We start from the raw sequence: 21,587 nt of genomic DNA on the forward strand, positions 1-21,587 counted from the left end.
CATGGATCCACGCGTCACCGTCATCGAACACGCGCAGGACCAGGGCGTTGGCGGCGCAACGATGACCGGATACATGCATGCGCTGCAGGCGCCTGCAGAGGTGGTCATCAAGCTTGATGGCGATGGCCAGATGGACCCCGCGCAGGTGCTGCGCTTCGCCAGCCCGCCTCTCTCCGGCCACGCCGACTACGCCAAGGGCAATCGCTTTCATCGTGTGGGTTTCCTGCCGGGGATGCCTTGGGTACGACTTGCCGGCAACGCCGCGTTGTCGTTCCTGACCAAGCTCTCCAGCGGTTACTGGCAGATCGCCGATCCCACCAACGGGTACACCGCTGTACGCAGCGAGCTGCTGCACGAGCTGGAACTGGAGCGCATTGCGAAGCGCTATTTCTTCGAATCGGATCTTCCATACCACCTCAACCAAGCACGCGCGGTCGTGGTTGACGTTCCCATGCGCGCGCACTACAAGGATGAAACCAGCAGCCTTCGCCCCGCACGCATCCTCGGTCCTTTCATGCTCGGCCACCTTCGCAATACCGCGCGCCGCATCCTCTACAGCTACGTCACTCGTGGGTTCTCACTGGCCAGTGTGCAACTGCTGCTGGGCAGCCTGCTTCTGGTTGCCGGCTCCGTTTTCGGCCTGTGGCACTGGCTGGTGTCGATGCAAAGCGGGGTACCAGCCACCGCTGGCACCGTGATGGCGGCTGGCCTGCCGATCATAGTGGGCGTGCAGATGCTGATGTCATGGCTGAATTTCGATGTGGCGAGCGAACCCCGGCAGGCTGCGCACCGGCTGTTGGCAGATGTGCAGGCTTACCAGCGCGGCGGCGGATCGACGCGATGACGTTGTTCCGCCAGGGAAGCACCTATCTCGTCATCGGGCTCGTGCAGCTGCTGGTCGATTGGCTGGTGTTCGTGGCCGCCAGCGCGCTGGGCATGCCGGTCGCGCCGGCCAATATCACCGGCCGCTTGGCCGGCATGCTGCTGGGCTTCTGGCTCAACGGCCGCTACACCTTTGCCGAGGCCGGTGCCCGCAAGCTGGGATGGAAGCGATTCGCACGCTTCTTCGGGCTGTGGCTGCTGCTGACGGCAGCGAGCACGCTGCTGGTCAGCCTGGTCGACCAGGCGTTGGGCCTGCAGTACACGTGGCTGGCCAAGCCGCTGGTGGAAGGCGGGCTGGCCTGCGTGTCGTTCCTGTTGATGCGCTACGTGGTGTATCGCTGAGACGGGGCGGGATCCGGGATGCCGGATCGGGATCGGGATCGGGATCGGCATCCGCATCGGCATCGGCATCGGCATCGGCATCGGCATCGGTAGAGTCGACTGTCAGTCGACTGCTCTTCCATCAGGCCGCGAAATCCCGCGCTGCGCGCGGTAGTCGACTAACAGTCGACTCTACCCAGTCGGCGCTGCCCCGCCAGCACAAACAAGAACGCCGGCACAGGGCCGGCGTTCTCGTGGGTGCAGCGCGAACCTCAGTGCTTGAGATTCTTGCGCAGGCGTTCCAGTGCCTGCAGCTGGACGACGGCCTCGGCCAGCTTCTGCTGGGCTTCAGCCACTTCCATCGCTTCGCCGCGGTTGGCCAGGATGCGTTCGGCTTCTTCCTTGGCCTTGCGGACCGAGGCTTCGTCGATGTCCTGCGCGCGGATCGCGGTGTCGGCCAGCACGGTCACCACCTGCGGCTGCACTTCCAGGATGCCGCCGGAAATGGCGAAATCCAGCTGCTCGCCATTCGGCGTGGTCACCACCACCTTGCCCGGCTTCAGGCGGGTGATCAGCGGCGCGTGCTTGGGCGCGATGCCCAGTTCGCCCAGCTCACCGGTGGCCACGACCAGGGTCGCTTCGCCACGGAAGATTTCCTGCTCGGCGCTGACGATGTCGCAACGGATCGTGCTCATGCAAATCTCTTCGCTGTTCGCGGCGGCGCAATGCCACCGTGGGGGTCCACCGGCGCGGGCGGTTGCCCGGCGCCGGCGTCAGGTCGGGCAGGATCGCTCCCGCCCGTCCCGGATCAGGCCTTCTCGGCCATCTTCTTGGCCTTCTCGACCGCTTCTTCGATGCCGCCGACCATGTAGAACGCCTGCTCCGGCAGGTGGTCGTACTCGCCATCGACGATGGCCTTGAAGCCACGGATGGTGTCCTTCAGCGGCACGTACTTGCCCGGCGAACCGGTGAACACTTCGGCCACGTGGAACGGCTGGCTGAAGAAGCGCTCGATCTTACGGGCGCGCGACACGGCCTGCTTGTCCTCTTCGGACAGTTCGTCCATGCCCAGGATCGCGATGATGTCCTTCAGTTCCTTGTACTTCTGCAGGGTCTGCTGGACGCGCTGGGCGGTGTCGTAGTGCTCGTGGCCGATGACCAGCGGGTCCATCTGGCGGCTGGTGGAGTCCAGCGGATCGACGGCCGGGTAGATACCCAGCGAGGCGATCGAACGCGACAGGGTGACGGTCGAGTCCAGGTGGGCGAAGGTGGTCGCCGGCGACGGGTCGGTCAGGTCGTCCGCGGGAACGTAGACGGCCTGGATCGAGGTGATCGAGCCGTTCTTGGTCGAGGTGATGCGCTCCTGCAGGACGCCCATTTCCTCGGCCAGGGTCGGCTGGTAACCCACCGCGGACGGCATACGGCCCAGCAGTGCCGACACTTCGGTACCGGCCAGGGTGTAGCGGTAGATGTTGTCGACGAACAGCAGGACGTCCTTGCCCTTGCCGTTTTCGTCCTTCTCGTCGCGGAAGTACTCGGCCATGGTCAGGCCGGTCAGCGCGACGCGCAGACGGTTGCCCGGCGGCTCGTTCATCTGGCCGTACACCATCGCCACCTTGTCCAGGACGTTGGAGTCCTTCATTTCGTGGTAGAAGTCGTTGCCCTCACGGGTACGCTCACCCACGCCGGCGAACACGGACAGGCCGCTGTGCGCCTTGGCGATGTTGTTGATCAGCTCCATCATGTTGACGGTCTTGCCGACGCCGGCGCCGCCGAACAGGCCGACCTTGCCGCCCTTGGCGAACGGGCACATCAGGTCGATGACCTTGATGCCGGTTTCCAGCAGCTCGGTGGCCGGGGACTGGTCTTCATACGACGGCGCAGCGCGGTGGATTTCCCAGTTGTCGCTGGCAGCGACCGGGCCGGCTTCGTCGATCGGACGGCCCAGCACGTCCATGATGCGGCCCAAGGTGCCGGCGCCGACCGGCACCGAGATGCCACGGCCGGTGTTGACGGCAACCAGGTTGCGCTTCAGGCCGTCGGTGGAACCGAGGGCGATGGTACGCACCACGCCGTCACCCAGCTGCTGCTGGACTTCGAGGGTGATCTCGGTGTTTTCCACCTTCAGTGCGTCGTACACCTTCGGCACCGATTCACGCGGGAATTCGACGTCGACGACCGCGCCGATGATCTGAACGATCTTGCCCTGACTCATTGCTGCATCCTCTAATGTGTGCTTTGAACGAACGCGGTCAGACTGCTGCCGCGCCGCCGACGATTTCGGAGATTTCCTGGGTGATCGCTGCCTGGCGCGCCTTGTTGTAGACGAGCTGCAGGGTGCCGATCAGCTTGTTGGCGTTGTCGCTCGCCGCCTTCATCGCAACCATGCGTGCGGCATGCTCGGAGGCGACGTTTTCCAGCAGTGCCTGGTACACCAGCGACTCGATGTAACGCGTCATCACGTGCTCCAGCACGGTCGCGGCATCGGGTTCGTACAGGTAATCCCAATCGTGGTGAGCGACCTGCTTCTCAGCCGGCGGCAGCGGCAGCAGCTGATCGAAGCTGGCCTTCTGCACCATGGTGTTCACGAAGCGGTTGTACACCAGGTACACGCGGTCGATCTTGCCTTCGGTGAAGGCGTCGAGCATGACCTTGATCACACCGATCAGCGATTCCAGCTTCGGCACGTCGCCGATGTGGGTCACGCTGCCGACCATGTTGACCTTCACGCGGCGGAAGAAGGTCGAAGCCTTCTGGCCGATGGTCACCAGGTCCACTTCGGCACCCTTGTCCTGCCATGCTTTGGCTTCGCCCAGCATCTTGCGGAACAGGTTGTTGTTCAGGCCGCCGGCCAGGCCGCGATCGGAGGAGATCACGATGAAACCGACCCGCTTGACCTGCTCGCGCTCGACCAGGAACGGATGCTGGTAGTCGGTGCTGGCCTGGGCCAGATGACCGATCACCTGCTTCATCGCCTGCGCGTACGGACGCGAGGTCTTCATCCGATCCTGCGCCTTGCGGATCTTGGAGGCCGAGACCATTTCCAGGGCGCGCGTCACCTTGCGGGTGTTCTGCACGCTCTTGATCTTGGTTTTGATTTCGCGTCCGCTTGCCATCTCTTGTTTCCCGTGGCGCGGGGCTGATGCCCCGCGTTGTTCAACCGTTTGTCATCTGGTCCAGCGGAGCCGGTGGCTCCGCTCTACAGGACCGCGATTACCAGCTGCCGGTGGTCTTGAACTCGGCGATGCCCTTCTTGAAGGCACCTTCGATGTCGTTGTCCCAACCGCCGGTGGCGTTGACCTTGCTGATCAGCTCGCCCTGGGTGTTGGCGAAGTGGGCGTGCAGGCCTTCTTCGAACGCCAGCAGCTTGTTGACCGGCACGTCGTCCAGGTAACCCTCGTTGACGGCGTAGATCGACAGCGCCTGGTTGGCGATCGACATCGGCGCGTACTGCTTCTGCTTCATCAGCTCGGTGACGCGCTGGCCACGCTCCAGCTGCTTGCGGGTCGCTTCGTCCAGGTCCGAGGCGAACTGCGCGAAGGCAGCCAGCTCACGGTACTGGGCCAGCGAGATACGGATACCGCCCGACAGCTTCTTGATGATCTTGGTCTGGGCCGAGCCACCGACGCGCGACACCGAGATACCGGCGTTCACGGCCGGGCGGATGCCGGCGTTGAACAGGTCGGTTTCCAGGAAGATCTGGCCGTCGGTGATCGAGATCACGTTGGTCGGAACGAACGCGGACACGTCGCCGGCCTGGGTTTCGATGATCGGCAGCGCGGTCAGCGAACCGGTCTTGCCGGTGACCTTGCCTTCGGTGAACTTCTCGACGTACTCCTCGGACACGCGGGCAGCGCGCTCGAGCAGACGGGAGTGCAGGTAGAACACGTCACCCGGGTAGGCTTCACGGCCCGGCGGACGCTTCAGCAGCAGCGAGATCTGGCGGTAGGCGACGGCCTGCTTGGACAGATCGTCGTACACGATCAGCGCGTCTTCACCGCGGTCCATGAAGTACTCACCCATGGTGCAGCCCGAGTAGGCGCTGATGTACTGCATGGCAGCCGATTCGGAAGCGGTCGCGGCCACCACGATGGTGTGGGCCAGCGCGCCGTTCTCTTCCAGCTTGCGCACGATGTTGGCGATGGTCGACGCCTTCTGGCCGATCGCAACGTACACGCACTTGATGCCGGTGCCCTTCTGGTTGATCACCGCATCGATCGCCATGGCGGTCTTGCCGGTCTGGCGGTCACCGATGATCAGCTCGCGCTGGCCACGGCCGATCGGGATCATCGAGTCGACCGACTTGTAACCGGTCTGCACCGGCTGGTCGACCGACTTGCGCCAGATCACGCCCGGAGCAACGCGCTCCACCGGAGCGGTCAGGTCGGTGCCCAGCGGGCCCTTGCCGTCGATCGGCTCGCCCAGCGCGTTCACGACGCGGCCCAGCAGTTCCGGACCGACCGGCACTTCCAGGATGCGACCGGTGGTCTTGGCGACGTCGCCTTCGCGCAGGTGCTCGTAGTCACCCAGGACCACGGCGCCGACCGAGTCGCGCTCCAGGTTCAGGGCCAGTGCGAAGGTGTTGTTCGGCAGTTCGATCATTTCGCCCTGCATCACGTCGGCCAGACCGAAGATGCGCACGATGCCGTCGGACACGCTGGTCACGGTGCCTTCGTTGCGCGATTCCGCGGCCAGCTTGACCTTCTCGATGCGGTTCTTGATCAGTTCGCTGATTTCGGAGGGGTTGAGCGTGGTTGCCATCGTCAAGTCCTAGTGCCGGCAGCGGGGCCGGACGTTAAATGAATTCAGTTAGCGAGCGCGGTCTGCAGACGGGCCAGCTTGCCCTTCAGCGAACCATCGATGACCACGTCGCCGGCGTCGATCACGGCGCCGCCGATCAGCGAGGCATCGACCGCGGTGGTCACGTCGACCTCGCGGTTGAAGCGCTTGCGCAGCGCGACCTTGATCGCATCCAGCTCAGCGGCCGACAGTTCGGCGGCCGAGGTGACGGTGGCCTTGACCACGTGCTCGGCTTCGGCGCGCAGGGCGTCGAACATGCCGGCGATTTCCGGCAGCAGCGGCAGACGGTGCGACTCGGCCAGGACGGCCAGGAAGCGCGAGTAGGTCTCGCCGTGCGACACCGGCGCCAGCAGGGCGACGGCGTCGTCACGACCCAGCTCCGGGTTGGCGAGCAGGGCCGCCACGCGCGGGTCGGCGGCGACGTGGGCGGAGAACGCCAGGGCGTCCGACCACGGCGCGAACGCGCCTTCGTCGCGCGCGGTCGCGAACGCGGCGCGGGCGTACGGGCGGGCAAGCGTGAGGGCCTGGCTCATCCTTAGATCTCCGAGGCCAGCTCGTCGAGCAGCGCCTTGTGGGCGTTGGCGTCGATTTCGCGCTTGAGCAGCTTTTCGGCACCGGTCACGGCCAGCGCGGACACCTGCTTGCGCAGATCTTCACGGGCACGGTTGGCGGCGGCGTCGATTTCAGCCTGGGCCAGTTCCTTCTGACGAGTGGCTTCGGTGATCGCTTCGTTACGGGCAGCATCAACGATCTGGTTGGCACGCGCGTGGGCCTGATCGATGATCTCGTTGGCCTTGGTGCGGGCTTCCTTCAGCGCTTCGTTGACCTTCTCCTGCGCCTGGGCCAGATCTTTCTGGCTGCGGTCGGCAGCAGCGAGGCCCTCAGCAATCTTCTGCTGGCGCTCCTCGATCGCGTTCATCAGCGGCGGCCAGATCTTGGTCGCGATGATCCAGATCAGACCAGCGAAGGCCAGCGCCTGCGCAAGAAGGGTGAAATTGATATTCATGGTTAGCTCGATCGCTGGTTTCGGGGTGGACGCGCCGCCGTAGCGGCACATCCGGCCTTCATCCGAAACCGGGTGCATCAGCACCCGGTCGTCTCAAACCGCTGTATCAGCCGGCCAGAGCCTTGGTGACGGCGCCAGCGAAGGCAGCCGACAGCGGGTTGGCGAAGGCCAGCAGCAGGCCAACGGCGACCGAGATGATGAACGCGGCGTCGATCAGGCCGGCGGTGATGAACATGCGGACCTGCAGGACCGGGATCAGTTCCGGCTGGCGGGCGGCCGACTCCAGGAACTTACCAGCCATGATGGCCAGACCCAGACCGGCGCCCAGCGCGGCCAGGCCGATCATGATGCCGACGGCAAGGGCGGTGGAGCTCTGAATCTGCGCGAAGTTGGTCAGGACGGCGAAGTACATGGTTATCTCCAGGAACTTAAGTTGCTAAGGGTGATGAAACGGATGAAGGTTGAAACGCGTTGAAGCTTGAAACTCAGTGAGCGTCTTCCGACAGGCTCAGGTACACGATCGACAGCATCATGAAGATGAAGGCCTGCAGCGGGATCACCAGCAGGTGGAACAGCATCCAGCCGAGGCCGAACACACCACCGGCAATGGCACCGAAGAAACCGGCACCACCCAGCACCCAGATCAGCAGGAACACGATTTCGCCGCCGAACATGTTGCCGAACAGTCGCATCGCCAGCGAGATCGGCTTGCTCAGCCACTCGACGATGTTGAGGATCAGGTTGAACGGCATCATCCACTTGCCGAACGGCGCCGTCAGGAATTCCTTGATGAAGCCGCCCAGGCCCTTGGACTTGAGCGCGAAGAACAGCATCAGGAAGAACACGCTGATGGCCATGCCCAGGGTGGCGTTGACGTCAGCGGTCGGGACCGGCTTCCAGTAGTGCACGCCCGCCCATTCCAGCGGCTTGGCGATGAAATCGGCCGGGATCATCTTCAGCAGATTCATCAGCAGAATCCAGAAGAAGATCGTGATGGCGATCGGCGTGACCAGCTTGCTCTTGCCGTGGTAGGTGTCCTTGGCCTGGCGGTCGACGAACTCCAGGCAGATCTCGACGAAGGCCTGCCACTTGCCCGGCACGCCGGCGGTGGCCTTGCGGGTCCCCAGCCAGAACGCGACCACGATCACCAGGCCCATCAGGACGGCGGTGAGGAAGGTATCGACGTGGATATGCCAGAACATACCCTCACCCTTGCCGACCGGCGCGGTCAGGTTGTGCAGGTGATGCTGGATGTAGCTGGTAGGGGTTAGAGCCTCGCCCGCCATGTGTCCGGAACCTTCAGTTAATTGAATTCTGTCAACGCCTGGCCATGGCCAGGACCTGGAACATCAAGCCGACGGCGATACCGGCCAACAGCGCCAACGCAGGCAGCTTGAAGACCAGGAACCCCACCAGCAGGACGCCGAAAACCACGACCCACTTGGCCACGATCGCAATGATCAGGCGAGCCATCGCCGATCCTGCGGCCACCGCACCTCCGCCCAGCGCCATCCGTGCTGCAACCCAGCCACCGGCCGAAATGGCCACACCAGACGCCAGCGCGCCGAGGGCATATTTCGGACCCACCAGCAGGAAGGCCAGGGCCAGGACAGCGACCGCGGCCAGCGGGTAGACCGCGGCGCGCAGCATCAGTCGCCGACCCGCGTCAACGGAGTTCAGCACAGGACGTCCCGCGTGGTTGCATGTGGAGGGTTGAGGCGGCTACAGCAGGGGGGGCCTCATCGAGCCGCCAAATTATAGCAATGGGACAATTTGCGAGACAACCGCTGCCTGTTCATCCCGGGAAGGCGCAAGTTGCGGTAACGGTTACATTTTTGCGTACCACCGGGGGGACAATGACGTCCGCACGATGTTGCACCGCAGTATTGAACTTTGGTCGCAGTCGACGGAACTTTCACCGGATGCGCCGGTCCGATTACTCGACCTGCCTGCAGCATCCTCGTCGGCTCCACCCCGCAGGTCCCACGATGGCCCCGAAGCCCGGCTCCGGGGCCATCTTTTTGCATCGTCGCGACAGCGCTGAACCGTGCACACGCCGTGGACCATACGTTCACGGATGGTGGACGGGCCTGTCCCGCACAGTGGTCTTCATTCTGATGAACCACTGCAAGGACTCTTCGATGCGCCCCGTACCCACCCTGCTCGCCCTTTCCCTGCTCGCTGCCGGCGCCTCGTTCGCCAATGCCGCCCACGCCGCCGAAGGCGACGACCGTTTTGCCCTGCGCCTGGGTGCGATGAATATCGACTCGGACAACACGCTCCGCGGCAACACCAACGTGGCCGGCCAGGACATCGGTTTCTCCGAGGACTTCAAGCTGGGTGGCAAGGAGTGGGAGCCGCGCATTGACGGCATGTTCCGCATCAGCAACCGCCAGCGCCTGCTGTTCAACTACTTCAAGTACGACAAGGACCGCCGCGAGACCCTCGGCCAGGACATCTCCTTCGGTGACGTCAGCGTGCCGTCCGGCAGCTTCGTCAAGGGCGAGCTGAAGTACCAGGTGGCCAGCCTGGTCTACGACTACTCGGTGGTGGACACCGACACCTTCGACCTCGGCCTGCAGCTGGGTGCCGAGTACGCCAAGGTCAGCACCAAGGCCTACGCCGATCTGGGCACTGTCTATGAAGGCCAGTTCCTCAACGAGAAGACCGACGGCGTGGCGCCGGTGGTCGGTGCACGCTTGAGCTTCACCCCGTCCGAGAAGTGGATGATCACCCTGCAGGGCCAGTACCTCAACACGCGCTGGGGCAGCTTCGATGACTACAAGGGCGACCTGAGCCGCGCCAACGCCATCGTCGACTACCGCTTCACCAGGAACTTCGGCGTGTTCGCCGGCTACGACTGGTTCAAGCTTGATGCGGACAAGAAGGGCAGCGATGGCACCATCGGCCTGAAGCAGGAATTCAAGGGCCCGGTGGCCGGTATCAGCTTCGTGTTCTGATCCCCCGCCCCTTCCACGGCACTCTCTCTCCTGGCGCGGCCTCCGGAACATCGGGGCCGCGCTCTTTTGTGCTGTTTTTCCCTGCGTGCAGCAGCAAGAGCAGCTGGGTCGAGCACTGGAGGGAGCGGGGGCCGCGTGCGAATGTCCCCCGGTGCCGGCCTGAGGCCGTCACCTCCTCCTTTACTTCGCACACAGCCCCCGCTCCCTCCGCGTGTCAGGCATCCCGGCGGCCTGAGCACCGGCTCTCGACTGTCCGCAACCCGAGCCGCTGTGCGGGTGGCAGGCGTTTGGACAAAGTAAAGGAGGAGGCGACCGCCGCAGGCGGGTGACGGAGGACATTTGTCCAAATGCCTGCCACCGGCGCGGCGGCCCGAACGCTCGCAACGAGAGTGATCGAGGCTCAACAAAAAAACCCCGGCAAATGCCGGGGCTTTTCATTTGGAACGGCGCGGACCCCTTACTTCTTCTTCGGCATGTACAGATCGGTGATCGTGCCGTCGTAGATTTCCGAGGCCATCGCCACCGACTCGCTCAGCGTCGGGTGCGCGTGGATGGTGTGGCCGATATCTTCGGCTTCCGCACCCATCTCGATGGCCAGGCCGATCTCGGCCAGCAGGTCACCGGCATGCACGCCAACGATCGCACCACCGATGATGCGGTGGGTCTCTTCGTCGAAGATCAGCTTGGTGAAGCCCTCGGTACGGCCGATGCCGATCGCGCGGCCACTGGCAGCCCACGGGAACTTGGCCACGCCGACCTTCAGGCCCTTGGCCTTGGCTTCGGTCTCGGTCACGCCGACCCAGGCGATTTCCGGGTTGGTGTAGGCCACCGACGGAATCACACGGGCCACCCACTCCTTCTTGTGGCCGGCAGCCACTTCGGCGGCCAGCTTGCCTTCGTGCGTGGCCTTGTGGGCCAGCATCGGGTTGCCGACGATGTCGCCGATGGCAAAGATGTGCGGCACGTTGGTGCGCATCTGGCGATCGACCGGGATGAAGCCACGCTCGGTGACCTGCACGCCGGCCTTCTCGGCATCGATCTTCCTGCCGTTCGGCGAACGCCCGACGGCCACCAGCACGCGGTCGAAGGTGCCCTGCGCCAGCGCAGGCGCCTGGCCTTCCTCGGCAGCTTCAAAGGTCACGGTGATGCCCTTGGCATCGGCGGTGACGCCCGAAGCCTTGGTCTTCAGGTGGACTTCGATGCCCTGCTTCTTCAGGCGATCGGCCAGCGGCTTGACCAGGTCCTTGTCGGCGCCCGGCATCAGCTGGTCCATGAACTCGACCACGGTGACCTTGCTGCCCAGCGCACTGTACACGGTGGCCATTTCCAGGCCGATGATGCCGCCGCCGACGACCAGCAGCGAGCCCGGCACTTCGGCCAGCTCCAGCGCATCGGTGGAGTCCATCACGCGCGCGTCGTCCCACGGGAAGTTCGGCAGCTTCACCGCCTGCGAACCGGCAGCGATGATGCACTTCTGGAAGCGCAGCAGCTGGGTGCTGCCGTCAGCGGCGGTGATCTCCATCTCGTTGGCCGAGATGAACCTGCCGACGCCCTGCACGTTGCGGACCTTGCGCTGCTTGGCCATGCCGGCCAGGCCCTTGGTCAGCTGGTTGACGACCTTTTCCTTGTACTGGCGCAGCTTGTCCAGGGTGATGGTCGGCTTGCCGAACTCGACGCCGAAATCACCGGCATGGGCCACTTCGTCGATTACCGCAGCAGCGTGCAGCAGCGCCTTGGACGGAATGCAACCGACGTTGAGGCAGACGCCGCCGAGGCTGGCGTAGCGCTCGACCAGCACCGTATCCAGGCCGACGTCGGCGGCGCGGAAGGCGGCGGTGTAGCCGCCCGGGCCGGAGCCCAGCACGACCATTTCGCATTCGATGTCGGCCGGCTTGCCGCTGGACAGCGCCGGCTTCGGCGCAGCCGGTTCAGCCGGGGCGCGGTGCGATGGGGTCACCGGCGGCTTGCTGGCCGGAGCGGCCGCAGCCGGAGTCGGCGCAGCGGCCTTGGCCGGGGCTTCGGCGGCGCCTTCAGCGTCCAGCACCACGACCACGGCGCCTTCGGACAGGGTGTCGCCCAGCTTGACCTTGATTTCCTTGACCACGCCGGCAGCCGAGGACGGCACTTCCAGGGTGGCCTTGTCCGATTCCAGGGTCACCAGACCCTGATCCTTCTTCACCGTGTCGCCGACGGCGACCAACACTTCGATCACCGGCACATCGCTGTAATCGCCGATGTCGGGAACCTTGACTTCAATCGTGGCCATGGTGGGTTTTCCTCGTGCCCGACCGGCATGGCCGGTGGGCTGTCACTGCATCTGTTCACGCGGCCGCGCCAGGGGCTGCGGCCGCACGGTGGGGGCGAAGCGGTGCTTTACAGCAGCACGCGGCGCATGTCGGCCAGTACCTGGGACAGGTACGTGGTGAAGCGTGCGGCCAGGGCGCCGTCGATGACGCGGTGGTCGTAGCTCAGCGACAGCGGCAGCATCAGCTTCGGTGCGAATTCCTTGCCGTTCCAGACCGGCTGGATGGACGACTTGGAGACACCGAGGATGGCCACTTCCGGTGCATTGACGATCGGGGTGAACGCGGTGCCACCGATGCCGCCCAGCGAGCTGATCGAGAAGCAGCCGCCGCTCATGTCGGCCGGGCCGAGCTTGCCGTCGCGCGCCTTCTTGGCCAGTTCGCCGGTTTCCTGCGCGATCTGCACCACGCCCTTCTTGTCCACGTCGCGGATCACCGGCACGACCAGGCCGTTCGGCGTGTCGGCGGCGAAGCCGATGTGGAAGTACTTCTTCAGGGTCAGGTTTTCGCCGCTGGCATCGAGCGAGGCGTTGAATTCCGGGAACTTCTTCAGCGCCGCGGCGCTGGCCTTGATCAGGAAAGCAAGCATGGTCAGCTTGATGCCGGCCTTCTCGTTCTCCTTGTTCAGCGCCACGCGCAGCGCTTCCAGGTCGGTGATGTCGGCCTGGTCGAACTGGGTGACGTGCGGGATCATCGCCCAGTTGCGGGCCAGGTTCGCGCCGGAGATCTTCTTGATGCGCGACAGCGGCTGGACTTCGGTCTCGCCGAACTTGCTGAAGTCGACCTTCGGCCACGGCAGCAGGTTCAGGCCACCACCGGCAGCGACGGCAGCACCGCCGGCAGCCGGCACGCCACCGCTGAGCGCGGCCTTGACGAACTTCTGCACGTCAGCCTTGGTGATGCGGCCGCCCTTCTCGGTGCCGTTGATCTGCAGCAGGTCCACGCCCAGTTCGCGGGCGAACACACGCACCGCCGGGGTGGCATACGGCACCTTGGCCGGCAGCACGCGATCAGCGTTGAACTGCACCGGCGGGCTGGACGGGGTACCGGCCGAGGCGATCTCGCGGGCCGCCAGCTTGTCCGGCTGCGCCGGCACGGCGACCGGCTCGACCTTGGTGGCTGTCTCAGCGGCTGCAGGCGCGGCGGCAGCGGCGGCCTTGGTCGGTGCCGGCGCGGCAGCGCCCTCGGCCTCGATGATCGCAACCACATCGCCCTGCGACAGGTTGTCGCCGACCTTGACCTTGATCTCCTTGACCACACCGGCCACCGAGGACGGCACTTCCATGGTGGCCTTGTCGCTTTCCAGCGTGACCAGGCCCTGGTCCTTCTTGACCGTGTCGCCAACGGCGACCAGGACTTCGATGACCGGAATGCCGGCGTAGTCGCCGATGTCCGGCACCAGCGCTTCAACGGCACCACCGCTGGCAGCCGGGGCAGCTGCGGCCGGGGCCGGCGCGCTCTGGGTAGCGGCAGCCGGGGCAGCGGCCTTGGCCGGCGCCGGCGCGGCAGCCGCCGGCTTGGCGGCTTCCGCTTCGCCTTCAGCCACTTCGATCAGGGCCACGACCTTGCCTTCGGACAGGCTGTCGCCCACCTTGACCTTCAGCTCCTTGACCACGCCAGCCACCGAGGACGGCACTTCCATGGTCGCCTTGTCGCTTTCCAGCGTCACCAGCCCCTGGTCCTTCTTGACCGTGTCGCCGACGGCGACAAGCACCTCGATTACCGGGATATCGCTGTAGTCACCGATATCGGGGACAAGTGCTTCCTTGATTTCGGCCATGGGGATAACTCCGGCAATCTGGTGTAGGGAAACGTCTATTGTGCGGCCAGCGGGGTCCAGCGCCAACCGTTACAGGTGTTTTCAGTACGCACGCAGCCGGGACACGCTGTTGCCCATGGGTTGCGCCTGCCACCAGTCGGTAGCGTATTGTCCCTACGATGTCCGCTTCATGTCGCCAGTGCGTCTGCCACCGGCTGCCAGGCCTGGCGCAGGCGCGGCAGCGACCAGGCCGCATTGGCCGGGCTGGTCGACGGCAGTACCACCCGTTTCGGCGGGGCCTCCAACCGTGGCAGCACCCAACGCTGGAATGCCTGCGCTGACGCGGCGCCATTGCAGCCGACCAGCTTCAGCTCGGGCAACGCGGCGATCAGTTCCGGCAGTGCATTGGCCACTTCCGTGCCACGCACGATGTCCGCATCCAGACTGCCCCGGCGCTCACAGCGGCCGATCACATCCCACAGGCCGATGCCTGCGGCGTTCAACGCCTGCAGCCGCGCTGCATAGGGCAGATCCGCACTGAAGCCACAGATATCGGCCATCAACGGCCAGAAACGGTTGCGCGGATGCGCGTAGTAGCGCTGCTCCTGCAGCGACGCCACGCCTGGCATCGAGCCCAGCAGCAGCACGCGGCACTGCACGTTCACCTGCGCTTGCAGGCCAATGCACAACGTTGCTTCGCTCACATCTTCTCCAACTGCATGAATGTCAGCGAGGGCCGAAAACCCCATGAATACAGGCATTCCGCACCCGTCGCTGAACAAGGAAAACTATTTTTTAACGTGCGTCGGATTCGATTCATGTTGGGGCGACTACGGTGTGCTCGCCCCGCAACCGGGGGCCCAAAACAAGAAACATTAGGAGATACCCCCATGCGCTCCATCCGTATCCTGAGTCTCGCCCTGCTGACCTCTGCCGCCTTTGCACCGGCCGCTTTCGCCCAGGACAGCAGCAGCACCGACACTGCCTCGGGCAAGCATTTTGCCGTGGTTGGCGGCATCTCGCTGCTGGAACCGAAGAACGACCCGATCACCGGCGTGAAGAAGACCGATGGCGGCCCGGCGCCGACCGTCAGCTTCAGCTACTACATCAACGATAACTGGGCCGTTGAACTGTGGGGCGCTGCCGACAAGTTCGAAAACAAGTTCAAGGGCCCGAACAACGCCCGCCTGGGCTCGGTCGAGCAGCAGCCGGTCGCGCTGAGCGGCCAGTACCACTTCGGCCAGGCTGACAACGTGTTCCGCCCGTTCGTGGGCGTGGGCTACTACCAGTCGAGCTTCAGCAACGAGAAGCTGGGCAACGGCGCTGACACCGACATCCGCTTCAAGGATGCCAAGGGCGTGATCGGTACCGTCGGCGTGGACATGAACATCAACTCCACCTGGTTCGCCCGTGCCGACGCCCGCTACATGCGCGCCCGCCCGGACGTGAAGGTTGGCGGCGAAAAGATCGGCGAAGCCAAGATGGATCCGTGGACCGTCGGCTTCGGCATCGGCGCCCGCTTCTGATCCAGGCTGCACCTGCTTCACTGATGTAACGCGACGGGCCCTTCGGGGCCCGTCGTCGTTTCCGTCACCCGCGTTCCACCTGTAGAGCCGAGCCCATGCTCGGCTGCTTTTATGTAGAGTCGAGCCCATGCTCGACTATCGGGAAAGCAGCCGAGCATGGGCTCGGCTCTAGACAAACAGGGTGCGAAGGCGCGATGGAGGAAGTCGACCTGCTGGTGATCGGTGGCGGCATCAACGGCGCCGGCATCGCCCGTGATGCCAGCGGACGCGGACTGCGCGTCCTGCTGTGCGAACAGCATGACCTGGCCGCGCATACCTCCAGTGCCAGCAGCAAGCTGGTCCACGGCGGCCTTCGCTACCTCGAACAGGGCGAATTCGGCCTGGTGCGCAAAGCGCTGGGTGAGCGTGAGACGGTACGCCGGCAAGCCCCTCACCTGGTCCATCCTCTGCGTTTCGTCCTGCCCTGGGAACCGCACCTGCGCCCGCGCTGGATGCTGCGCGCGGGACTGTGGCTGTACGACCATCTGGGCCGGCGCAGCCCTGCGTTTCCCGCATCGCACGCACTGGACCTGCAACGCGATCCGCTGGGTCGCTGGCTCTCCCCCTCGCTGCGCATCGGCTTCAGCTACGCCGATGCGCAGGTCGATGACGCGCGGCTGGTGCTGCTCAACGCCCTGGATGCCGCGCAGCGCGGCGCACAGGTGCGGGTCCGCAGCCGCTGCATCGACCTGCGCCCCGTTCACGGCCGATGGCAGGCCGTTCTGGAATCCGCCGATGGCCAGCCGCACCCGGTGACTGCGCGCGCCGTTGCCAATGCGGCTGGTCCGTGGGCCGGCGGCCTGCTGGAACAGATGCAGGGGCGCGGCGATGGCCCCGCGCTGCGCCTGGTGCAGGGCAGCCACATCGTGCTGCGCCGCCCCTGGCCCAGCGACAGCGCCTGCCTGCTGCAGCAGCCCGATGGGCGCGTAGTGTTCCTTCTACCCTTCGCCCACGACCACCTGCTGGTCGGCACCACCGACACCGACTATCGCGGTGACCCGGCGCGCTGCAGCGTGCTCCCTGCGGAGGTGACGTACCTGTGTGATGCGGCCAATCGCTACCTGCGTGATCCCATCGCAGCGGAGGAGGTGGCCTGGCGGTTCGCTGGCGTACGCCCGTTGCTGGCCGATCCCGATCCGCGTGCGGCACGACTCAGCCGTGATTACCGCCTGCAGTTGCAGTCCCACCCGGCACCGGCGCTGCACGTGCTGGGAGGCAAGCTCACCACCTACCGGGTGCTGGCCGAGGAAGCGCTGGAGCTGCTGCGGCCGGCGCTGCCGCAGATGGGCCCGGCGTGGACGGCAGGCGCAGACCCGCTGCCTGGCAGCGACTGGGGCGACGCCACGCAGGCGTGCTCGCGCCTGCAGTTGCTGGCACCGTGGTTGCCCGAGGAAATCGCACGCCGCTGGGCCGACGCCTACGGCAGCCGCAGCGCGGAGCTGCTGCATGGCCTGCAGGGTGTGAACGATCTTGGCGAAGACTTTGGCGGCGGCCTGCACGCGCGGGAAGTCGCTTTCCTGCGTGAGCACGAATGGGCCTCGAATGCCGAGGACGTGCTGTGGCGGCGGAGCAAGCTGGGGTTGCGGCTGGACGCGGCGCAGGTGGCACGGCTGCAGGCGTGGATGGAGCAAGCCAGCGTGTAGAGCCGGGCCATGCTCGGTTGCATCCGCACAACGCAGCCGAGCATGGCCCGGCTCTACAGAGAGAAAGGTAAGTTACCCTGACCGTTCTACCGGAGACGCTGCATGACGCCCCGCTACGTGCTGGCCATCGACCAGGGCACCACCAGTTCGCGCGCGATCCTGTTCGACCGTGCCGGCGACATCGTCGGCAGTGCACAGCGCGAATTCGCACAGATCTTCCCCCAGCCCGGCTGGGTCGAGCATGACCCGCGCGAGATCCTTACCAGCGTCTACGCCACGCTGACCGAACTGCTCAGCCGCGAACAGATCGATCCGCGCCATATCGCTGCGCTGGGCATCACCAACCAGCGCGAAACCACCGTGGTCTGGGACCGCGCCAGCGGCCAGCCCATCCATAACGCGATCGTCTGGCAATCGCGGCAGAGCCACGCCATCTGCGAGCGGCTGAAGTCCGACGGGCATGAAGCGCTGGTCCGCGAGCGGACCGGCCTGCTGATCGACGCCTATTTCTCCGCGACCAAGGTGCGCTGGATCCTCGACCACGTGGAAGGTGCGCAGCAGCGCGCCGAGCGTGGCGAGCTCCTGTTCGGCACCATCGACAGCTGGCTGGTGTGGAACCTCAGCGGTGGCCAGGCGCACGTGACCGATTACAGCAATGCCGCGCGCACCCTGCTGTTCAACATCCACACGCTGGACTGGGATGAAGACCTGCTGGCGCTGCTGGACATCCCGCGCGCGATGCTGCCGCAGGTGCGCGACTCCAGTGCGGTGTACGCACACACCCGGCCGCAGTTCTTCTTCGACCACCCGATCCCGATCGCCGGCATCGCCGGTGACCAGCAGGCGGCGCTGTTCGGCCAGGCCTGCTTCCAGCCGGGCATGGTCAAGAACACCTACGGCACCGGCTGCTTCATGCTGATGCACACCGGCACGCAGGCGGTACGCTCGCGCAACGGCCTGCTGACCACCATCGCCTGGGGCCTGGACGGGCGCGTGGAGTATGCGCTGGAGGGGTCGATCTTCATCGCCGGCTCGGTGGTGCAGTGGCTGCGCGACGGACTGCGCATGATCGAACGCGCCAGCGACAGCCAAGCGCTGGCCGCACAGGTACCCGACAGTGGCGGCGCCTACCTGGTGCCGGCGTTTGTCGGCCTCGGCGCGCCCTATTGGCGCAGCGATGTGCGCGGCGCGATGTTCGGCCTGACCCGCGGTACCCGCAAGGCGCATTTCGTGCGCGCCGCGCTGGAAGCGATGGCCTACCAGACCCGCGACGTGCTCGATGCAATGCAGTCCGATGCCGGTATCGCGCTGACCGAACTGCGCGCCGATGGCGGTGCGATCGGCAACGACTTCCTGGCCAGCTTCCAGGCAGACATCCTCGGTGTGCCACTGCTGCGGCCGCGGTTGACCGAAACCACCGCGCTCGGTGCGGCCTATCTGGCCGGCCTGGCCGTCGGGTTCTGGTCCAGCCGCGAACAGATCACCGCGCAGTGGGGCCTGGACCGGCGCTTCGAGCCACAGATGGACGTGGCCCAGCGCGAGAAACTGTATGCCGGATGGCAGCAGGCGGTGGCCGCCACCCTCGCCTTCCACGTCGATTGAAACTGCAATGCCCTGCCCTGCTGCGGCACACGTGGAGTGACACGGTAGAGCCGAGCCATGCTCGCCCGCCGCCGGTGAAATGCCGGAAACAGCAGAGCCGAGCGTGGGCTCGGCTCTACAGGGAAGGCAGTGTCGACGAAGGTCGACACCCACCGTTCAAATCAACAGATCAGCCGCAATCAGAACGCCGGCAGCACCGCGCCCTTGTACTTGGTCTCGATGAAGGCCTTCACCTGCGGACTGGTCAGGGCCTTGGCCAGTTTCTGCACACGGGCGTCGTCCTTGTTGTCCGGGCGCGCGACCAGGAAGTTCACGTAAGGCGAATCCTTGCTCTCGATCGCCAGAGCGTCCTTGGTCGGGTTGAGGCCGGCATCCAGCGCGTAGTTGGTGTTGATCAGTGCCAGGTCCACCTGGTCCAGCACGCGCGGCAGCATCGCCGAGTCGAGTTCGCGGAACTTCAGGTTCTTCGGGTTGGCGGTGATGTCACGCAGGGTCGACAGCGCGTTGGCCGGATCCTTCAGCTCGATCACGCCGGCCTTGTGCAGCAGGATCAGCGCGCGGCTGTTGTTGCTCGGGTCGTTCGGGATCACCACATCTGCGCCTTCGCGCAGCTCGGCCAGCGACTTGACCTTGCGCGAATAGGCGCCGAACGGTTCGATGTGCACGCCGATCACCTTCACCAGATCGGTCTTGCGATCGCGGTTGTAGGCATCCAGGTACGGCTCGGTCTGGAAGTAGTTGGCGTCCACCTGCTTCTGCACCAGCTGGTCGTTGGGCTGCACGTAGTCGTTGAACACGCGCACGTCCAGGTCCACGCCTTCCTGCTTGAGGATCGGCTTGACCACTTCAAGGATCTCGGCATGCGGCACGGCCGTGGCGGCCACCACCAGCTTCTGCGAGGGCTCGCCGGACGTGCCGCAGGCGGTCAGGGCCAGCGCAGCGGCGAGCAGGGGCAGCAACAGGGTCTTCTTCATGGGCGCAAGGGTTCTCGGGGGGAGTGTCAGGATTTTTCGTAGTTGCTCAGGGCCAGCTCGAGCAGCGCCTTGGCCTGCTCGCGCAGCATCACCGGCTCGATGATCTCGGCATCCGAACCATAGTGCAGCACGTCCATCAGCAGCTCGCGCGAGACGCTGTACGGCACCTTCAGTTCGTAGCGGCCATCGGCCAGGAAGCGGCCCTGCTGCTTGGAATGCCAGTGCTCGTCGGCCACCCAGCGCGCGGCCTTGGCGCTGAACAGGATGGTCGCCCAGCCCTTCGGCGCACCAGAAAAAATGCCATAGCTGGCGCCGAGCTGCTCGTCCAGCTCGCTGTCGGCGACATCGCGGGCGGTGCTGTCGATCACCCGTGCCTTGTGGATGCGGTCCACGGCGAAACTGCGCAGCGCCTCGCGGTCATGGTCCCAGGCATCCAGGTACCAGTTGTCGCGATAGTGGGTCAGGCGCTGCGGCGAGACGGTACGCTTGGTCGGCTCGTCGGTGGAACGGGCGCGGTACTCGAATGCCAGCTGGCGACGCTCCAGCACGGCCGAGGCAACGCTGCGGAAGCTGCCTTCGTCAAACTTGCGGCCACGGTGCGGAATCACCCGCACGCGGTCCACCGGCCAGCTGGACACGCCCGCCTGGGCCGCCAGCAGGCTCTCGATGCGCTGCTGCAGCGGCGCCAGCACCGAAGACAGCACGCCACCGCCGGTGCGCGCCAGCAGGTGTTGCGAAGCCAGCAGGGCATGCAGCTCCTCCGAGCTGAGCCATAGGCCAGGCAGTTCGAAGCGGTCGCTCTCGTCGGCCTGGTAACGGAAGCCTGCTTCGCCGTCGCCCTCGATCGGTGCCATCAGCGCATCGCGCAGGAAGGCCAGGTCGCGGTAGACGGTGGCACGGGAACAACCGAGCTTGTCCTGCAGGGTCGCCACCGTCACCGGATAGCGCGCGGACTTGAGCAGACGATGCAGGGCGGTGATGCGTTCGTATCGGTCCATGCCCCCGATTATGTCCGAGTCGCGGGTCTTGTGTGGGACGTTTGGGCTATCGTGGTCGCCCCCACCCCATGGAATGCCCGATGCGCCGGTTGCCTGCCCTGTCCCTGCTGGCCTGCCTGCTGCTGGCTGCCTGCGATCGCGCACCGGCGCCGGCCAGTACCGAAGCCCCCGTGCCCGCGGCCGATCCGGCCCAGGTCGTACTGGGCGCCAGCCAACGCTTTGCGGCCCTGCGCAGCTTCCACGCCGAACTGGAGGTGCTGGGCGCGCCGCAGCGGGTACGCAGCGCCATGGACTTCGTCGCCCCCGACCGCTTCCGGGTGGAGACGCCGGCCGGTCCGCAGACCATCATCGGCGACACCCTGTTCCTGCAGGCCGACGGTGCGATCCGCCAGGTGCCGGCCCCGCCCGGCCTGCTCGAGCAGTGGCGCAACCCGCTGCCGGCCGACGCCCTGCCCGCCGACCTGCAGGCCGAGGACCTCGGCAGCCAGGCGCTGGACGGGGTCGAGACCCGTCACTACCGGCTGCGCGGCAGCCAGCCCGGTGAACGCCTGGAGTACTGGGTGGATGCCCAGGGCCTGCCACGCCAGATCGTGCGCAGCGGCAGCAGCAATGGCCGCAGTTTCCAGTTGCGGCTGCGCTATTCGCGCTTCAACGACCCGGCGTTGCGCGTCGATCTGCCCTGAATGGGCGGTCGCGGCAACGTCTGCTGAAGCGGGCGTTTGGATCGATTCGGACCGCCATCACGCTTCCAGTATCATCACCGGCTGTCAACCG

The 21,587-nt window shown here is 65.5% G+C and carries 21 protein-coding genes; 7 read left to right on the forward strand and 14 right to left on the reverse strand.

The genetic code is table 11. The features are described 5' to 3' along the window. Nucleotide 1: 1 nt before the first annotated feature. Both AC5P7R_RS08045 and AC5P7R_RS08050 read left to right on the forward strand, forming a co-directional pair. Nucleotides 2-844 carry a glycosyltransferase gene (locus AC5P7R_RS08045; protein ID WP_227854086.1) on the forward strand — a complete coding sequence of 281 codons (843 nt, stop codon included), beginning with the start codon at nt 2-4 and terminating at the stop codon, nt 842-844. Beyond that, nucleotides 841-1,224, forward strand: a complete 384-nt coding sequence (locus tag AC5P7R_RS08050; RefSeq protein WP_155030157.1) for a GtrA family protein — start codon at nt 841-843, stop codon at nt 1,222-1,224. The genes AC5P7R_RS08045 and AC5P7R_RS08050 overlap by 4 nt, the downstream gene beginning before the upstream one ends. A 251-nt stretch (nt 1,225-1,475) precedes the next feature. Here AC5P7R_RS08050 and AC5P7R_RS08055 read toward each other — a convergent pair whose 3' ends face one another. The 9 genes from AC5P7R_RS08055 to AC5P7R_RS08095 form a co-directional block, all read right to left on the reverse strand. After that, nucleotides 1,476-1,898: a F0F1 ATP synthase subunit epsilon gene (locus tag AC5P7R_RS08055; RefSeq protein WP_005419509.1), complete on the reverse strand. Its 423-nt coding sequence runs from the start codon at nt 1,896-1,898 to the stop codon at nt 1,476-1,478. Nucleotides 1,899-2,011: 113 nt separating this feature from the next. Next, entirely contained in the window at nt 2,012-3,418 is a 1,407-nt protein-coding gene (gene atpD / locus AC5P7R_RS08060; protein ID WP_005419510.1) for a F0F1 ATP synthase subunit beta, read from the reverse strand. Between the two features lie 37 nt (nt 3,419-3,455). Further along, a complete protein-coding gene (gene atpG, locus AC5P7R_RS08065) occupies nt 3,456-4,319 on the reverse strand; it encodes a F0F1 ATP synthase subunit gamma (RefSeq protein ID WP_005411129.1) in 864 nt (287 codons plus the stop codon). A 97-nt stretch (nt 4,320-4,416) separates the two neighbouring features. Then, nucleotides 4,417-5,964, reverse strand: coding sequence for a F0F1 ATP synthase subunit alpha (atpA, locus tag AC5P7R_RS08070; RefSeq protein ID WP_005419511.1), 1,548 nt, complete (start codon nt 5,962-5,964; stop codon nt 4,417-4,419). A 44-nt stretch (nt 5,965-6,008) separates the two neighbouring features. Then, complete coding sequence (locus tag AC5P7R_RS08075; protein WP_019660730.1) at nt 6,009-6,536, reverse strand: F0F1 ATP synthase subunit delta; 528 nt, start codon at nt 6,534-6,536, stop codon at nt 6,009-6,011. 2 nt (nt 6,537-6,538) lie between these two features. Beyond that, nucleotides 6,539-7,009 carry a F0F1 ATP synthase subunit B gene (locus AC5P7R_RS08080; protein WP_005419512.1) on the reverse strand — a complete coding sequence of 157 codons (471 nt, stop codon included), beginning with the start codon at nt 7,007-7,009 and terminating at the stop codon, nt 6,539-6,541. 106 nt (nt 7,010-7,115) lie between these two features. Beyond that, entirely contained in the window at nt 7,116-7,421 is a 306-nt protein-coding gene (gene atpE, locus AC5P7R_RS08085; protein ID WP_005411133.1) for a F0F1 ATP synthase subunit C, read from the reverse strand. A gap of 73 nt (nt 7,422-7,494) precedes the next feature. Continuing rightward, nucleotides 7,495-8,295 (reverse strand): F0F1 ATP synthase subunit A, encoded by an 801-nt coding sequence (gene atpB, locus AC5P7R_RS08090; RefSeq protein ID WP_005411134.1) that lies wholly within the window; start codon nt 8,293-8,295, stop codon nt 7,495-7,497. A gap of 31 nt (nt 8,296-8,326) precedes the next feature. Further along, entirely contained in the window at nt 8,327-8,692 is a 366-nt protein-coding gene (locus AC5P7R_RS08095) for a hypothetical protein (protein WP_014648497.1), read from the reverse strand. 458 nt (nt 8,693-9,150) lie between these two features. Here AC5P7R_RS08095 and AC5P7R_RS08100 point away from each other — a divergent pair, with 458 nt between their 5' ends. Further along, nucleotides 9,151-9,969: a hypothetical protein gene (locus tag AC5P7R_RS08100; RefSeq protein WP_019660733.1), complete on the forward strand. Its 819-nt coding sequence runs from the start codon at nt 9,151-9,153 to the stop codon at nt 9,967-9,969. Between the two features lie 457 nt (nt 9,970-10,426). On the opposite strand, the gene lpdA is transcribed toward AC5P7R_RS08100, so the two are convergent. From lpdA to AC5P7R_RS08115, 3 genes are all read right to left on the reverse strand, one after another. After that, nucleotides 10,427-12,235: a dihydrolipoyl dehydrogenase gene (gene lpdA, locus AC5P7R_RS08105; protein ID WP_058980593.1), complete on the reverse strand. Its 1,809-nt coding sequence runs from the start codon at nt 12,233-12,235 to the stop codon at nt 10,427-10,429. Nucleotides 12,236-12,342: 107 nt separating this feature from the next. Then, entirely contained in the window at nt 12,343-14,052 is a 1,710-nt protein-coding gene (aceF, locus tag AC5P7R_RS08110; RefSeq protein ID WP_021203873.1) for a dihydrolipoyllysine-residue acetyltransferase, read from the reverse strand. Nucleotides 14,053-14,219: 167 nt separating this feature from the next. Continuing rightward, nucleotides 14,220-14,735 carry a DNA-deoxyinosine glycosylase gene (locus tag AC5P7R_RS08115; RefSeq protein ID WP_021203872.1) on the reverse strand — a complete coding sequence of 172 codons (516 nt, stop codon included), beginning with the start codon at nt 14,733-14,735 and terminating at the stop codon, nt 14,220-14,222. Between the two features lie 186 nt (nt 14,736-14,921). Between AC5P7R_RS08115 and AC5P7R_RS08120 the strand changes: the two genes are divergently transcribed. The 3 genes from AC5P7R_RS08120 to glpK all read left to right on the forward strand — a co-directional run bounded on the left by AC5P7R_RS08120 (nt 14,922) and on the right by glpK (nt 18,841). Next, nucleotides 14,922-15,557, forward strand: coding sequence for an OmpW/AlkL family protein (locus tag AC5P7R_RS08120; RefSeq protein ID WP_019660737.1), 636 nt, complete (start codon nt 14,922-14,924; stop codon nt 15,555-15,557). 194 nt (nt 15,558-15,751) lie between these two features. Further along, entirely contained in the window at nt 15,752-17,239 is a 1,488-nt protein-coding gene (gene glpD / locus AC5P7R_RS08125; protein WP_134730006.1) for a glycerol-3-phosphate dehydrogenase, read from the forward strand. Nucleotides 17,240-17,341: 102 nt separating this feature from the next. Next, nucleotides 17,342-18,841: a glycerol kinase GlpK gene (glpK, locus tag AC5P7R_RS08130; protein ID WP_134730008.1), complete on the forward strand. Its 1,500-nt coding sequence runs from the start codon at nt 17,342-17,344 to the stop codon at nt 18,839-18,841. A gap of 179 nt (nt 18,842-19,020) precedes the next feature. On the opposite strand, the gene AC5P7R_RS08135 is transcribed toward glpK, so the two are convergent. Both AC5P7R_RS08135 and AC5P7R_RS08140 read right to left on the reverse strand, forming a co-directional pair. Beyond that, nucleotides 19,021-19,815, reverse strand: a complete 795-nt coding sequence (locus AC5P7R_RS08135; RefSeq protein ID WP_058978693.1) for a MetQ/NlpA family ABC transporter substrate-binding protein — start codon at nt 19,813-19,815, stop codon at nt 19,021-19,023. Between the two features lie 26 nt (nt 19,816-19,841). Then, entirely contained in the window at nt 19,842-20,813 is a 972-nt protein-coding gene (locus AC5P7R_RS08140; RefSeq protein ID WP_019660741.1) for a helix-turn-helix transcriptional regulator, read from the reverse strand. 80 nt (nt 20,814-20,893) lie between these two features. On the opposite strand from AC5P7R_RS08140, the gene AC5P7R_RS08145 reads away from it, so the two are divergent. Beyond that, complete coding sequence (locus AC5P7R_RS08145; protein ID WP_021203868.1) at nt 20,894-21,496, forward strand: LolA-like protein; 603 nt, start codon at nt 20,894-20,896, stop codon at nt 21,494-21,496. Nucleotides 21,497-21,587: the final 91 nt, after the last annotated feature.

This window comes from Stenotrophomonas sp. YJH_SMC_27, assembly GCF_059369815.1.

Coding starts and splice junctions, on each gene's coding strand:
- AC5P7R_RS08120 (WP_019660737.1), top strand. CDS start 14,922: ATGCGCTCCATCCGTATCCTGAGTCTCGCCCTGCTGACCTCTGCCGCC.
- AC5P7R_RS08075 (WP_019660730.1), bottom strand. CDS start 6,536: ATGAGCCAGGCCCTCACGCTTGCCCGCCCGTACGCCCGCGCCGCGTTC.
- atpD (WP_005419510.1), bottom strand. CDS start 3,418: ATGAGTCAGGGCAAGATCGTTCAGATCATCGGCGCGGTCGTCGACGTC.
- AC5P7R_RS08135 (WP_058978693.1), bottom strand. CDS start 19,815: ATGAAGAAGACCCTGTTGCTGCCCCTGCTCGCCGCTGCGCTGGCCCTG.
- glpD (WP_134730006.1), top strand. CDS start 15,752: ATGGAGGAAGTCGACCTGCTGGTGATCGGTGGCGGCATCAACGGCGCC.
- AC5P7R_RS08055 (WP_005419509.1), bottom strand. CDS start 1,898: ATGAGCACGATCCGTTGCGACATCGTCAGCGCCGAGCAGGAAATCTTC.
- atpG (WP_005411129.1), bottom strand. CDS start 4,319: ATGGCAAGCGGACGCGAAATCAAAACCAAGATCAAGAGCGTGCAGAAC.
- atpA (WP_005419511.1), bottom strand. CDS start 5,964: ATGGCAACCACGCTCAACCCCTCCGAAATCAGCGAACTGATCAAGAAC.
- atpB (WP_005411134.1), bottom strand. CDS start 8,295: ATGGCGGGCGAGGCTCTAACCCCTACCAGCTACATCCAGCATCACCTG.
- AC5P7R_RS08045 (WP_227854086.1), top strand. CDS start 2: ATGGATCCACGCGTCACCGTCATCGAACACGCGCAGGACCAGGGCGTT.
- lpdA (WP_058980593.1), bottom strand. CDS start 12,235: ATGGCCACGATTGAAGTCAAGGTTCCCGACATCGGCGATTACAGCGAT.
- AC5P7R_RS08140 (WP_019660741.1), bottom strand. CDS start 20,813: ATGGACCGATACGAACGCATCACCGCCCTGCATCGTCTGCTCAAGTCC.
- aceF (WP_021203873.1), bottom strand. CDS start 14,052: ATGGCCGAAATCAAGGAAGCACTTGTCCCCGATATCGGTGACTACAGC.
- glpK (WP_134730008.1), top strand. CDS start 17,342: ATGACGCCCCGCTACGTGCTGGCCATCGACCAGGGCACCACCAGTTCG.
- AC5P7R_RS08050 (WP_155030157.1), top strand. CDS start 841: ATGACGTTGTTCCGCCAGGGAAGCACCTATCTCGTCATCGGGCTCGTG.
- AC5P7R_RS08145 (WP_021203868.1), top strand. CDS start 20,894: ATGCGCCGGTTGCCTGCCCTGTCCCTGCTGGCCTGCCTGCTGCTGGCT.
- AC5P7R_RS08080 (WP_005419512.1), bottom strand. CDS start 7,009: ATGAATATCAATTTCACCCTTCTTGCGCAGGCGCTGGCCTTCGCTGGT.
- atpE (WP_005411133.1), bottom strand. CDS start 7,421: ATGTACTTCGCCGTCCTGACCAACTTCGCGCAGATTCAGAGCTCCACC.
- AC5P7R_RS08100 (WP_019660733.1), top strand. CDS start 9,151: ATGCGCCCCGTACCCACCCTGCTCGCCCTTTCCCTGCTCGCTGCCGGC.